The organism is Paenarthrobacter nicotinovorans, from assembly GCF_007670255.1.
In the GTDB taxonomy this organism is placed as follows: domain Bacteria; phylum Actinomycetota; class Actinomycetes; order Actinomycetales; family Micrococcaceae; genus Arthrobacter; species Arthrobacter nicotinovorans_B.
The window spans coordinates 98386-112155 of record NZ_SZVS01000011.1; the positions used below are offsets into that span (position 1 = coordinate 98386).

The 13770-nt window shown below is 63.6% G+C and carries 13 protein-coding genes; all 13 read right to left on the bottom strand.

The genetic code is table 11. The features are described 5' to 3' along the window. Positions 1-59: 59 nt before the first annotated feature. Positions 60-749, bottom strand: coding sequence for a DivIVA domain-containing protein (locus tag FDP28_RS16190; protein ID WP_144662565.1), 690 nt, complete (start codon positions 747-749; stop codon positions 60-62). A 155-nt stretch (positions 750-904) separates the two neighbouring features. Beyond that, a complete protein-coding gene (locus tag FDP28_RS16195; protein ID WP_144662566.1) occupies positions 905-1192 on the bottom strand; it encodes a YggT family protein in 288 nt (95 codons plus the stop codon). 108 nt (positions 1193-1300) lie between these two features. Continuing rightward, the gene (locus FDP28_RS16200; protein WP_144662567.1) at positions 1301-1837 is read right to left on the bottom strand and encodes a cell division protein SepF; all 537 of its coding nucleotides are present in this window, start codon (positions 1835-1837) and stop codon (positions 1301-1303) included. An 85-nt stretch (positions 1838-1922) separates the two neighbouring features. Then, positions 1923-2687 (bottom strand): YggS family pyridoxal phosphate-dependent enzyme, encoded by a 765-nt coding sequence (locus FDP28_RS16205; RefSeq protein WP_144662568.1) that lies wholly within the window; start codon positions 2685-2687, stop codon positions 1923-1925. Further along, on the bottom strand, positions 2680-3393 hold the full coding sequence (locus tag FDP28_RS16210) for a purine nucleoside phosphorylase YfiH/LACC1 family protein (protein WP_144662569.1): 714 nt from the start codon (positions 3391-3393) through the stop codon (positions 2680-2682). Before FDP28_RS16210 ends, FDP28_RS16205 begins: the two co-directional genes overlap by 8 nt. Positions 3394-3419: 26 nt before the next feature. Beyond that, the gene (ftsZ, locus tag FDP28_RS16215) at positions 3420-4637 is read right to left on the bottom strand and encodes a cell division protein FtsZ (RefSeq protein WP_144662570.1); all 1218 of its coding nucleotides are present in this window, start codon (positions 4635-4637) and stop codon (positions 3420-3422) included. Positions 4638-4852: 215 nt separating this feature from the next. Continuing rightward, the gene (locus tag FDP28_RS16220) at positions 4853-5812 is read right to left on the bottom strand and encodes a cell division protein FtsQ/DivIB (protein WP_144662571.1); all 960 of its coding nucleotides are present in this window, start codon (positions 5810-5812) and stop codon (positions 4853-4855) included. Continuing rightward, on the bottom strand, positions 5805-7175 hold the full coding sequence (gene murC, locus FDP28_RS16225) for a UDP-N-acetylmuramate--L-alanine ligase (RefSeq protein ID WP_144662572.1): 1371 nt from the start codon (positions 7173-7175) through the stop codon (positions 5805-5807). Before murC ends, FDP28_RS16220 begins: the two co-directional genes overlap by 8 nt. After that, positions 7172-8287, bottom strand: coding sequence for an undecaprenyldiphospho-muramoylpentapeptide beta-N-acetylglucosaminyltransferase (murG, locus tag FDP28_RS16230; protein ID WP_144662573.1), 1116 nt, complete (start codon positions 8285-8287; stop codon positions 7172-7174). The genes murC and murG overlap by 4 nt, the downstream gene beginning before the upstream one ends. A 6-nt stretch (positions 8288-8293) precedes the next feature. Next, a complete protein-coding gene (gene ftsW, locus FDP28_RS16235) occupies positions 8294-9595 on the bottom strand; it encodes a putative lipid II flippase FtsW (RefSeq protein WP_144662574.1) in 1302 nt (433 codons plus the stop codon). A 2-nt stretch (positions 9596-9597) separates the two neighbouring features. Continuing rightward, complete coding sequence (gene murD, locus FDP28_RS16240; RefSeq protein WP_144662575.1) at positions 9598-11187, bottom strand: UDP-N-acetylmuramoyl-L-alanine--D-glutamate ligase; 1590 nt, start codon at positions 11185-11187, stop codon at positions 9598-9600. After that, positions 11169-12278 carry a phospho-N-acetylmuramoyl-pentapeptide-transferase gene (gene mraY / locus FDP28_RS16245; protein ID WP_144662576.1) on the bottom strand — a complete coding sequence of 370 codons (1110 nt, stop codon included), beginning with the start codon at positions 12276-12278 and terminating at the stop codon, positions 11169-11171. Before mraY ends, murD begins: the two co-directional genes overlap by 19 nt. Further along, the gene (locus tag FDP28_RS16250) at positions 12275-13765 is read right to left on the bottom strand and encodes a UDP-N-acetylmuramoyl-tripeptide--D-alanyl-D-alanine ligase (RefSeq protein WP_144662577.1); all 1491 of its coding nucleotides are present in this window, start codon (positions 13763-13765) and stop codon (positions 12275-12277) included. The genes mraY and FDP28_RS16250 overlap by 4 nt, the downstream gene beginning before the upstream one ends. Between the last annotated feature and the right edge of the window lie 5 nt (positions 13766-13770).

Here is a 13770-nt window from a genome sequence, read left to right on the forward strand (position 1 = left end):
TTTAACAAGCAAAGGCCGGTGGCCGAGGAGTCCTCAGCCACCGGCTTTCAGAATACTTGCTAAACGTCTGCGGTTGCTTCGCCGACCTCAGGGGCGGCAACGGAGCCACGGGCGTCCAGATCGCGCAGCTGGCCTTCGATGTAGGCCTTCAGGCGTGAACGGTAGTCACGCTCGAAGCCACGGAGCTGCTCAACCTTGCGCTCCAGGACCGAACGCTGCTGCTCGAGGGCGCCAAGGATCTTGCGGGACTTCTCCTGGGCGTCGTTGACGAGGCTGGAAGCCTCGATCTGAGCCTCGGCAATGATCTTTTCCTTCTGCTGAGCACCATCGGCGACGTGCTTGTCGTGCATCTGCTGCGCCATGGCAAGCAGGCCGGCAGCGGATTCAGCGGAGGGAGTCACACTGTTGCTTGCGGCCGGGGCCTTCGCAGCTGCGGCAGCCTGCTCGGCTTCCTTCTTCTTGGCAGCTTCGGCAGCTTTGGCTTCGGCTTCTGCCTTCGCCTCAGCTTCCTTGTCGACCTTGACGGGAGCCGGAACCTTTTCGACGACCGGAGCCGCGGCGGTTGCAGCAGGCACAGCGGAACCAGCTTCGCCGAGCTTCTTGCGAAGCTCGTCATTCTCCTGGTTCAAGCGGCGCAGTTCCACCACGATCTCGTCGAGGAAGTCATCTACCTCGTCCTGGTCGTAGCCTTCGCGGAACTTGGTCGGCTGAAAGCGCTTGTTGACAACGTCTTCTGGCGTCAAAGCCATCTGGTCACCTCGTTGGTCTAGTTAGTCAGTAGGCCTTCCGGCCGTTCAAAACTACGGTACCTAAATATCATCTGTTTCCTCCAATTCAACACCATCGTGTTGAATTGGCGAATTTGCGGCCTGTGGACCATCGGTGGCCCTGGTTCCGCGGGCGGCTACGCCAGGTTGTTGGTAATAGCCATGGCGATGCTCACGGCGATTATCAGGATCAGGAAGCCCAAATCCAAGGATATTCCGCCCAGCTGGAGTGGCGGTATCAGCCGCCGGAGCCTTGCCAAGGGCGGATCCGTGACGGAGTACACCACGTGTGCTGTTACCAATGCCACACCGCGCGGCCGCCACTGGCGGGCAAACATCTGAACCCACTCGAAAACGAGGCGGATGATCAGGGCGATGAAGAACAGGAACAGCACGATATAGATAAGGCCGAAAACAATGCCCACGAGTTAGCTCAGATCTCCCACTTGTTCCGGAATGTCGATCGGTCCCTACTATTGCAACACAGATGCCAGGCAGGGTGACCCACCTGGCATCTGCTTAACAGCTTGTTGTCAGCTCTGGTTGAAGAAGCTGGCCTGCGTCTCGCTGGCCTTCTTGTCATCTCCGATGACTTCAACATACGACGGCGACAACAGGAAGACCTTGTTGGTAACCCGCTCGATGCTGCCGTGCAGGCCAAAGACCAATCCGGCGGAGAAGTCCACCAGGCGTTTGGCATCGGCCTCACCCATGTCGGTGACATTCATGATGACGGGGATGCCGTCCCTGAAGCTCTCACCGATGACCTTGGCGTCATTGTAGGAGCGGGGATGGACGGTGGTGATCTGCCTCAAGCCCGAGGCATCTTCGCGGCTGGACGCCGCACGCTTAATGGGTGTCACGGGTGCGCGGTATTCCTCTTCGACCTCAACTGGGGGCATTTCACGGACAACTTCCCGGACGGGAGCCGGCGCGCGTCGCTCTTCCCGTTCCTGTGCCTGGGGGCGTTCTTCGTCGTGGTGCGCGGCGACGGACTGCTCAGATTCGTAGTGTTCATCGCCGTCGGCGAGCCCAAGATAGATCATTGTCTTGCGCAGAGCGCCAGCCATGGTGCACTCCTATCGTTTCTGCAGTAGGCGGGCCGCCATGACTTGACATATTGGAACCCCGGCCCGTCATTCCAATACTTTGACGCTACCCCACGGCTGGACGGGAACCGAGAATATCGGAGCCAATTCTCAGGTGTGTCGCCCCGAACTTCACGGCGGCCTCCAGGTCCTGGCTCATGCCGGCCGAAATGCCCGTTGCGCCGGGGTGGTCCCGGCGCAGGGCCTCGGAAATGCCGGCCAACCTGGCGAACGCTTCCTCGGGATCGGCACCCAGCGGCGCAACCGCCATGAGGCCGGACAACCTGAGCCCGGGGGCGGACTCAATGCGTTCTGCGAGGTTCCCCACGAGTTCGGGCGCGGCACCGCCGCGGTGCGAACCGGCGTCGTCGTCCAGACTGACCTGGATGAAGCAATCGAGGTCGGTCCTTCCGGTGGCCTCCTGCTCCCGTGCGATGGCTTTGGCCAATGCATCAACCACTTGGAGCCTGTCGATCGACTGGACCGAGGACGCGTATTTGGCTACGGACTTTGCCTTGTTGCTTTGCAGTTGACCGATGAAGTGCCAGCGAAGGTCCAGGCCGGATAGTTCGGCAGCCTTCGCCGCAGCTTCCTGGTCACGGTTTTCGCCGACATCGGTGATTCCCAAGGCGGAGAGTCGTCGGACGTCGTCGGCGGGATGGAACTTGGTGACTACTATCAGCCGGGGAACTTTTGTCCGGCCGGCTGCCGCAGTGGCTGCCTGAATCCGGCGTGTAACGACGGCAAGGCGTTCCGCCAGTTGCACGGAGCGGGCGTCACCGTCCCCGGCGATACCGCCATGGTGGCCGCCGTCGTTGCATAACTCAGTCATGCGTCCATACCAATCCTGCGAAGCGGCCGGTGCTTGGATCCCGCCTGTAGGAGAACAGCGCCTCGCTCTCCAGGGTGCACTCCCCCAGGTATTCCACGGCGACTCCCGCCGCGTCCAACTGGGCACGAACCCCGGCCGGCAGGTCCAGCGAGGGCGTGCCCCAGGACGTGGAAGACCAGGTGGCCGGCACTGCAGCGGCAACCTCGGAGCGCAGTTGCTCTGGAACCTCGTAGCATGCTCCGCAGATGGAGGGGCCAACCCAGGCACGTATGTCCAAGGCGCCATGGTCACGCATCCCGGCAACCGTCAAGGTCACTACTCCCGAAGCCACCCCCGGCCGTCCGGCATGGGCAACCGCGATGACCGGTTTGGCGCTGGAATCAGTTCCCACCAGGACCACAGGCACGCAGTCGGCCACCATCACCGCCAGCGGCTGGGGCGAACCGTTGGGGATGACCGCGGCAGAGACCATGGCATCGGCGGTGGGGCCGGCGCCGTGGGAGGCGATGAACTCGACGTGGTTGCCATGAACCTGGTCCATGAATTGAAACTTCCTGGAGCCCAGGGCTGCTGCTTCTTCCAGCTGGACACGGCGTATGTTCACGTCGTCGGGGTTGTCCCCCACATGGAGGGCCAGGTTCCCGGCGCCCGTATCCGTGAAGGCTACGGAGACGCCGGGCAGGACTTCATCTCGCCACAAAAACACCAAGTACTGACTCTTCCGGACGCGGCTTACTTCAGGAAGTCAGGTACGTCGAGGTCGTCCGAGCGGCTGCCCGAAAGATCCGGTTCAACCACAGCAGGCAGATCGACGTCGAATCCTGAGTCGGCGGGCAAGGCGGAAGGACGCTGCTGGCCCCAGTTGCTCAGGCCGGAGGCGCCGATGCCTGCCGTTGCGTGCTGCGGAGCAGCGTTCGACGGCGCACTGGACGGCGCGGCCGGCCGGTCAGCCGGCACGGGGTTCTGGGCGGGACGGGACTGGTCCATCGACGGCGAGGTGGCCTTGACGTCGTCAAACCCTGCGGCGATGACCGTCACGCGTGCCTCGTCACCAAGGGCGTCGTCGATGACCGCACCGAAAATAATGTTGGCTTCGGGGTGGGCAACTTCCTGGACAAGGCGGGCTGCCTCGTTGATCTCGAAGAGGCCAAGGTCCGAGCCACCCTGGATGGAGAGCAACACGCCGTGGGCGCCGTCAATGGAGGCTTCCAGGAGCGGGGAGGCAATGGCAAGCTCGGCAGCCTTGACAGCGCGGTCCTCGCCCCGGGCGGAGCCGATACCCATCAGGGCCGAGCCGGCACCCTGCATGACGGACTTGACGTCGGCGAAGTCCAGGTTGATCAGGCCCGGAGTGGTGATGAGGTCGGTGATGCCCTGAACACCGGAAAGGAGCACCTGGTCCGCTGAGCGGAAGGCGTCCAGGACGGAGACGTTGCGGTCGCTGATGGACAGGAGGCGGTCGTTGGGGATGACGATCAGGGTGTCGACTTCGTCGCGGAGCGCGTCGATGCCTGCCTCGGCGGAACCGGCACGACGGCGGCCTTCGAACGTGAACGGACGGGTCACCACGCCAATGGTCAGCGCGCCGAGCGAGCGGGCGATGCGCGCAACCACGGGAGCGCCACCGGTGCCGGTGCCGCCGCCTTCTCCAGCGGTAACGAAGACCATGTCAGCGCCGCGGAGAACTTCTTCGATCTCGTCAGCGTGATCCTCTGCGGCCTGCTTGCCAACCTCCGGGTTGGCGCCGGCGCCGAGACCGCGCGTCAGTTCGCGGCCGACGTCAAGCTTGACATCGGCGTCGCTCATGAGCAGCGCCTGCGCGTCAGTATTGATGGCGATGAACTCGACTCCCCGAAGGCCGACCTCGATCATGCGGTTGACTGCGTTCACGCCACCGCCGCCGATGCCGACGACCTTGATGACGGCCAGGTAATTCTGCGGTGCTGCCACGTTTCGTGCCCCTTGCTTGTGTCCTATAGCGAAACTGATCGAGTCCAACGTGAATCCTTGGACCTTAACCCTCTAGTTGAAGGTTATAGTTATGTCAAGTAACTCTACTGCGACGGTATTTCCTCTGGTTCGCACATGCAATGACCGCTTGCGCGTGTCGTGTGAATGTCGCGAATTAAGGCTACCGGCGCCTGCAGTGTCACTCTCGAAGCTTGTTATTTGGTGAATGGATGCCGCGGCACGCTGACGTCGTAGACGCTCACGGGAACCTTGGGATCGGCCGGCATCTTGAGCAACGCCTCAAGTGCCTTCGCCTTCAACTCCCTGTCCTCGGCATTGCCCCACACTACCGTCTTTCCGTCCACCAGTTTGAGTTCCACCGCATCCGGCGAAGCAGCGGACGCGGTGGACATCCTGGCCCGGACGTCCGCAGGCAAGGTGTCCAGAACGGCAGCAATGGCCTTGAACAGTTCAGTGTTGGTTGACGCCGCGCCCGCGTCGATCAAAGGGAGCGCCACGGCCGAAAGGTCCTTTGTAGCTCCCAGCTGCACTCCATCGACATCAACCATGATGTAGGAATCGCCTTGCTTGAGCAGAGCCACCGGGACGCGCTCGTTGACGTGAACCAGGAGCCCGGACGGTGGACGGGCCTCCATGGTCGCTGACCTGACCTGCACCAGCGGCTTGAGGAGCTCGTTGATCTCCTGCTCGCTGACCTGCGGCAGAGGCTTACCGTCAAGGGGTGACAACGCCTTTTGGACGGCGTCGGGCGTCAACAATGTGGTGCCGTCAACCGTTATGGACCGCACTGCCAACGCTGGGGAAAAGATGGCCCCAGCGATCAGCGCGGCAACAAGGGCAGTCACTACGGACACGGTCCACCACACAACCCGGCGTTGGCGCCGGCGCTTGGGCTCCGGAAAGGCAATGACGTTGTCCCCGGATGGCCCGGAGGACTTGGACGCCTTCCCGGCGTTCTTGGCATTGGATGATTTCGCAGATTTGCCGGCGGACTTGCCCACTGCTTTGCCGCCCGATGCGGCCTCGGGTTCAAGATCACGCTGGGCGCTGATGACGCCACCGGAGTCACCGCCGCCCGAACCGGAAGGACCCGCAGCGTCCTGGCCGCCCGCACGGGCGGTCGGCTTGAACGTCGGCTTCCGGGTGCTAGCCACCCAGCGCCTCCACGATCATGGGCCCATACGCTGTGACGTCTCCGGCTCCCACCGTCAGGACCACATCACCCTCACCCGTGGCCGCGACGATGGCATCCACGGCCTCAGCGGCCGCGACAAGGCGCCCGGTGGACAACTGCTCAGTAATCAACGTGCTGGTGACACCGGGAATGGGATCCTCGCGCGCAGGGTAGATATCCAGGACCAGGGCCGTGTCCGCGGCATCCAAGGCGGACGCAAACTCACGGGCGAATTCGCGGGTCCGGGAAAACAGGTGCGGCTGGAAGAGAACGTGCACCTTGTGCTCCCCCGCCACCGAACGTGCCGCTGAAAGGGCTGCCCGGACCTCCGTGGGATGGTGGGCGTAGTCGTCATAGACCCGGACTCCGCTCCCCTGTCCCTTCAGTTCAAACCTCCTGGAGGCACCTGTGAAGTGACCCAACGCTGCCGCGGCGGCAGCTGGAGCCACCCCAAGTTCAAGGGCGACGGCGAACGCCGCTGCAGCGTTCAGCGCATTGTGGCGGCCCGGTACCTTCAGGTCGAGGCGGTGGATGTCATCGCCAACTCCCACCGAAACATCTCCCGGGCCACCGTCATGGAGCTTGATGTCGGCGTCCTGCGATGTCCCGTAGCTAAGGACACGGGTAGTTCCGGCGGCGGCGGTGCGTCGGGCGAGGGCAAGCGCGCCCGGGTCGTCGGCGCACGCAAGCAAGAGGCCATCCGGGGGCAACAGCGCTGCGAAGGCGTCGAAGGAGGCAAAGACCGCTTCTGGCGTCCCATAGTGGTCCAAGTGGTCGGCTTCAACATTCGTCACCACCGAGATCAGCGGCTGATAGTTCAGGAACGAGCCATCGGATTCATCAGCCTCTGCCACAAAGATGTCCGAAGAACCGTGCGCTGCATTGACGCCCAGCGAAGGAACGTTTGCCCCGATGGCGAAGGACGGGTCCAGGCCTGCTTCCTTAAGGAGCACGGCAATCATGGACGTGGTGGTCGACTTTCCGTGCGTGCCTGCGACAGTGACCACCCGGTGACCGGCCATGGTGGCAGCCAGCCCTTCAGAGCGGTGAAGAACGGTCAGTCCGGCGCTGCGTGCCGCGACGAGTTCCGGATTGTCGGCCCTGATGGCCGAGCCCGCGACGACCGTCTGGGCATCGCCAAGGTTGGCGGCGTCGTAGCCAACAGCGATCCGTGCGCCAGCTGCTGCGAGGTCCCGCATGACCGGAAGGTCCTTGGCGTCGCTGCCGCTCACCGAGACCCCACGGGCCACCATGATCCGGGCGACGGCGGACATGCCGACGCCGCCGATGCCAACGAAGTGGACCCGGCCGAGGTTCTCGAGGGGGACGATGCTGTTGGTCATGCGGATACCGCTTCCAGGACAAGATCAGCCATGCGCTGATCGGCGTTTCTAATACCAAGGGCTTCAGACTTCCGGGCCATGGCGTTCAACCTGCCACGGTCCGAGAGCAGGGGAATCAGCTCCTGCTCCAGCCACTGCGGACCAAGGTCCTGGTCGGCCACGAGCAGTGCACCGCCGGCTTCCACCAACGGAGCAGCGTTCAACGCCTGCTCCCCGTTCCCGATCGGCAAGGGTACGAAAACCGCGGGAACACCAACCGCAGCGACCTCGCTGACTGTTCCCGCTCCAGCGCGGGCCAGCAGCACATCGGCGGCGGCGTAAACGTTCTCCATCCCATCCACGTACTCGACCTGCCGATAGCCCTCACCGGCCAGCAGGCCGCCGTCGTCGTTCATGACGGCTTTGCCGACGCCGGTGATGTGGAGCGTCTGGATGCCGGCCGCGGCGAAGGCGGGCAGGGCGGCCGCGATGGCCCGGTTGATGCTGAGGGCACCCGACGAACCGCCGGTCACGATCAACGCCGGCCGGTCGGGGTCCAGGCCGAGCAGGGCCTTGGCAGCCGGAGCGGCCGAGCCCCGGTCGAGCGTGGAGATGGCGCGCCTCATCGGCATCCCCACGCGGCGGGCGCCCTTCAGGCGTGTGCCTGCGAACGCCACGGCGACGTGGCGGCTGAACCTGGCACCGACGCGGTTGGCAAGGCCTGCCTTCATGTTGGCCTCGTGGACGACGATCGGAATACCGAGTCTCCGGGCCGCGAGATACATGGGCGTGCACACATATCCACCCACCCCCACCAGGACGTCGGCCTGCGCGTCTTCGAGGATGCGCCTGGCCTGCTTGACTGCCCCGGCGAGGCGGCCCGGAAGCTTGAGCAGGTCAACGGATGGCCGGCGCGGGAAGGGAACGCGGTCGATGGTGGCCAGCTGGTAACCGGCCGCCGGAATCAGCCTGGTCTCCATTCCCGACGGCGTTCCTACAGTCAGGATGGACGCATCCGGCCGTTTTTCCTTGATGGCATCGGCGATGGCCAGCAAGGGGCTGATGTGCCCGGCCGTTCCGCCGCCTGCGAGGACGACCGACAATGGCTTGGACGCGTGGGAATCAGAAGTCATGAAGTGCTAGGTACGCTTTCGTGCGGGTTTGGGTGAACGGCGCGGCAGGAATCGTGGACGTTGCTGGGGTGGCAGCTGGCCGCGGGCCAAAGACAACACTACGCCCACACCACACAAGGACATGATCAATGCCGAACCGCCGTACGAGATGAAAGGCAAGGGCACTCCCACCACGGGAAGCAGCTGCGTGACCACCGCCATGTTCATGCTCGCCTGGCCCAGGAGCCACACCATGATCCCACCAGCCAGGGTCCGCTGGAAGGGATCGGTCTGGCGAACCACCACCCGGAAAATCGCAATGCCCAGGATGGCAAACAGCACCAGGACCACAATGGTCCCCACCAAGCCGAGCTCCTCACCGATGATGGCGAAGATGAAGTCGTTGTGGGCCTCAGGGAGCCAGTTGTATTTCTGCCGGCTCTGGCCAAGACCCAGGCCTGTCCAGCTCCCCTGCGCCAGGCCGTACATGCCGTTGGTTGACTGGAAATCGAAGTCGAACTGCTCGGTGCACGATGCCGAAGCAGTGCCCAGCCAGGAAGTAATGCGGCACATGCGGTTGGAACTGCTGACCGTGGCAAGAATGGCCCCGACCACGCCCACGACGCCCGCGATGCCCAGCATTCGTCCGGGGACGCCGGCGAAGTAGAGGCCAGCGGCTGCGATGGCCGCTATGACAATGACAGTACCGAGGTCGTTGCCGAGCATCACCAAACCGATGACCAGGCCTGCTCCCGGGACTACCGGGATGATGACATGCATCCAGCGGTTGAGGAGCTTCTGCTTCCGTGCAAGAACCGCGGCAATCCACACGCACAGGACAAGCTTGGACATCTCGGAGGGCTGGAGCGTGACGCCACCGATGTCGATCCAGTTCTTGTTTCCATTGACGCTGTTGCCCATCACCTGAACCAGGGCGAGCAGCACCACGACTGCGCCAAGGGCCCACCACGACAACTTCTTCATCCAGTCAACGTTGGTCCGCGAAATGATGTACATCGCGATAAGGCCGACGACGCCAAACGCGGCTTGCTTCATGGCATCGGCGTAGGGCGACTTTCCTTCTGAAATGGCCTCGACGCTGGAAGCGGACAGCACCATCATGATGCCAATGGCCGTCAGGGCCAATGCACAGCCCAGAATGAGGTAGTACGTGGAGCTGTTGGGAGCCTTGCTTCTGCCTTCAAGGCTTTCCCAGAAGCTGCGCCAGTGCCGACGGAGTCCTTGGGGCTGTCGGCCGCCTTGGGGCGTGGCCTTGTCCTTCCCGTCCTTTGGCTCCTTGCCGCGGGTGCGGGTGGGCGTGCTGACCATTGTTACTCCTCGGTGGTCTGTGCCTGCCCTTCCACAAGCTCGCGAACTGCCTGGACGAATGCGTCGCCACGGTGAGCGTAGGAAGAGAACTGATCCATGGATGCAGCCGCCGGCGCCATCAGGACGGTATCGCCGGAGGTGGCTACGCCCGCCGCGGACGCCACAGCCTGGGCCATGACGGTCTCGCCGAAGATTGGCGAAGCTGCGTTACCGGCTGCGGTCTGCACACTCTCAGTGTCACCCTTGGCTTGGGATATCACGGGGACATCCGGCGCGTGTCGCTGGAGCGAGGCCTCAAGCTGGCCGGTGTCCGTTCCAATCAGGACCACAGCCTTGAGCCGGGGTGCGTGCTCCTTGATCAGTTCGTCATAGTTGACGCCCTTGGACAAGCCCCCGGCAATCCACACAACGTTCTGGAAGGCCGAGAGGGCCGCCGAGGCAGCATGCGGATTGGTCGCCTTGGAGTCGTTGATCCACAGGATGTCGTTGTGCTTGGCCACCAACTGGATGCGGTGGGCGCCGGGCAGGTAGTTGACCAGGCCCTGCTTCACTGCGGCAGGTTCAACGCCGTAGGCCCGGACCAAGGCTGCGGCGGCCAGCGCGTTGGCCACCATGTGGCGCGGGGCGACCGGACCGAGGTCCGACATGGCAGCGAGCTCTGCCGCCGAGTCCTTGCGCTCAGCGATAAAGGCCCGGTCCACCAGGAGGCCGTCCACTACCCCCAGCATGCTGATGGCCGGGGTGTTGGTGGTAAAGCCGATGGCACGGCAGCCCTCGACGACATCCGCCTCCTCCACCATGCGTTCTGTTTCGATCTGCTCGGCGTTGTAGATCGCGGCCTTCTGGGTGTTTTCGTACACCTTGGCCTTGTCCGCGAGGTAGGACGCATAAGAGCCGTGCCAGTCCACGTGGTCCTCGGCGACGTTCAGGCACACGCTTGCCACCGGCGACAGGGAGTGGCTCCAGTGGAGTTGGAAGCTGGACAGCTCCACCGCAAAGACGTCGTAGTCAACGGGATCCCGGAGCGCGTCCAGGATCGGTGTTCCCACGTTGCCCACGGCGATTGCCTTCAGGCCGGCGGCCTGCAGCATGGATTCGGTCATTCCCACCGTGGTGGTCTTGCCGTTGGTTCCGGTGATGGCCAGCCATTCGGTCGTCTTGCGTCCTTCGCGGACGCGCAGGCGCCAGGCCAGTTCGACGTCGCCCCAGACCGGGATGTGCTTCCGCTTGGCCGCTGCGAGCAGGGCTTGGTCCGGGCGCCAGCCGGGCGAGGTCACCACCAGGTCGGGCAATGCGTCGTCGATCAACGGGAGGGTGTTGACGGCGTCTTGCCCCAGGAGGACATCGACAGCGCCCACGATCTTGAGGGTGTCCGCCTGGGCTTTGGCTTTGTCGGTGGTTGCGGCATCCACCACCACCACCTTGGCGCCAAGCTCGATCAGTGTGTCGGCAGCCGAGAAGCCGGACAGGCCGATGCCTGTCACAACAACCCGCAGCCCGCTCCAGTTGGCATCCCAGCTGGTGAGGTCCTTGAGCCGGTCAGAGGTGGAAGTCATGTTTTCGGGGCTTTCGTTCACAGCAGCACCACCCATTCAGCGTAGAAGATTCCCAGGCCCGCGGCCACGAAAAGCCCGGCAAGGATCCAGAACCGGACCACTACCGTGACCTCGGCCCAACCCTTCAGTTCGAAGTGGTGCTGGAGCGGGGCCATCTTGAAGACCCTCTTACCGCCGGAGAGCTTGAAGAAGCCCACCTGGATGATGACCGAGAGCGTAATGAGGACGAACAGGCCGCCAATGAAGGCCAGCAGCAATTCCGTGCGGGAGAGGATGGCGAAAGCTGCGACCGCTCCGCCGATGGCCAGCGAACCGGTGTCGCCCATGAAGATCTTGGCCGGTGAAGTATTCCACCAGAGGAATCCCACCAAGGCAGCACTGAGGATCGCGGCGAGCAGGGCGAGATCCATGGGGTCCCGTACCTGGTAGCAGCCGCTGCCGAATTCCCTGGGAGAGCCGCAGGCCTGGTTGTTCTGCCAGATTCCCATGATCGTGTACGCGCCGAAAACCATGATGGACGCGCCTGCGGCAAGGCCATCCAGGCCATCCGTGAGGTTCACACCATTGGTGGCTGCCGTGATGATCAGGTTGGACCACACAATGAACAGGATGGCACCCAGTACCGTCCCGCCGAAGGCAAGGTCCAGCCAGGGAATGTCCCGCACCAGCGAAATCTGCGTCGAAGCGGGCCGGAGTCCGTCCTCGTTCGGGAACTGCAGGACCAGCACGGCGAAAATGATGCCGACTGCCGCCTGGAGGATGAGCTTGGCGCGTGCATTAAGGCCCAAGCTGCGCTTGTTGGAGATCTTGATGTAGTCATCGAGGAACCCGACAAAACCCATGCCGACCATGAGGAACAGCAGCAGAAGCCCGGACGCCGAAGGACCGGCTGAACGGGGATTCATCATCCACATGATCAGGTGGGTCACGAAGTAGCTGATGAGCACTGCCGCCACCACGACGGTTCCACCCATGGTGGGGGTACCGCGCTTCGTGTGGTGCGAGGTGGGCCCATCATCACGGATGAATTGCCCGTAGCTCTTGGCTACCAGGAACCGGATGAACAGGGGTGTGCCAATCAAGGCCACCAGAAGGGCGACGCCGGCGCCGATCAAAAGTGCAATCACAGCAGCTCGTTCCCTTCGCTTGCGGCAGGTTCTGCCGCGCTTTCTCCGGTGGGCTCGGCCCGTGGAGGTAATGCTATCCGATCACCCAAGTGCCTCAGCCCAACCCCGTTGGAGGACTTGAACAACACGAGGTCGCCCGGCCTGAGTTCGTTCTGCAGGAGCTCGTAGGCTTCCTCCACGGTCTCCGTGAAGGAGCATTCGTCACCCCAGGAGCCTTCCTGGATCGCCGAAACGTACAGGGCGCGTGCTTCGCGTCCGACAACCACCAGCCGGGAGATGTTCAGCCGCACCACCTGTGTGCCCACCGCCGTGTGCTCGCGGATGGAGTCTTCGCCCAGCTCAAGCATGGCTCCCAGGACGGCCCACGTCCTCCGGCCTTGCCCGATGTCCGCCAGGGTGCGCAGTGCTGCGCGCATGGATTCAGGGTTGGCGTTGTAGGCATCGTTGATGATGGTGACGCCATCTTCGCGTTCGGTGCGTTCCATCCGCCACCTGCTCGCAGCCTGTTGCGAGCTCAAGGACGATGCGATGTCGGCGGCCGGAATGCCCGCGGCGAACGCCGCGGCAGCGGCGGCCAGCAGGTTCGTCACATGGTGGGCGCCGATAAGGCGGCTGTGGACATGAACCGAGGGGCCGCCGTCGGGAAGCACGAGATCAAAGCCGGGGTAGCCGTCAGCGTCCACCACCACGTTGCGGGCCTCAACCTCTTCGGTGGTTGCCGGCTGGGCCGAGAATCCCAGCACCTTCGCCTTGGTACGTGAACGCATGGCAGCCACACGGCCATCGTCAAGATTAAGCACAGCGGTGCCGTTTTCGCTGAGGGCTTCGACCAGCTCGCCCTTGGTTTTGGCAATATTCTCCACGCCGCCGAACTCGCCGGCGTGCGCGGTACCAACCATCAGGACAACTCCGATGTCGGGTTTGACCATGCCGGCCAGGTACTTGATGTGCCCCAGGCCCGTTGCACCCATTTCGATGACCAGGAAGCGGGTCCGGGCGTCAGCTGCGAACACCGTAAGCGGAACGCCTACCTCACCGTTGTACGAGCCTTGCGGAGCCACCGTGGCTCCGGCCGTGGACAATATCCCGGCCAGGAGGTCCTTGGTGGTCGTCTTTCCCGCTGAGCCGGTGATGCCGACGACCGTGAATTGCTCACCGCGCCGTTCACGCTCGGCCCGGATACGGCGCACGGCTTCAGCGGCCAGGGCGCCCATGGCCAGCACGGCATCGTCCACCACGACGGCGGGATACCGGTTGCCGTCGGCGTCGGCAACTTCGCGTTCGGCCAGGGCCAGGACGGCTCCCCGTGCGAACGCGGCGTCGACGAAGCTGTGACCGTCGGCGTGCTCGCCGGGCTTGGCCACGTACAGCGCGCCAGGAGTGGCCTCCCGCGAGTCAGTGACCACAGAGGAAGGAACGATGCCCGGATCTCCGGTCAATCGGCCATGGGTGATGTCGGCGATCTCCGCCGCAGTAAATGCAATCATCTCGG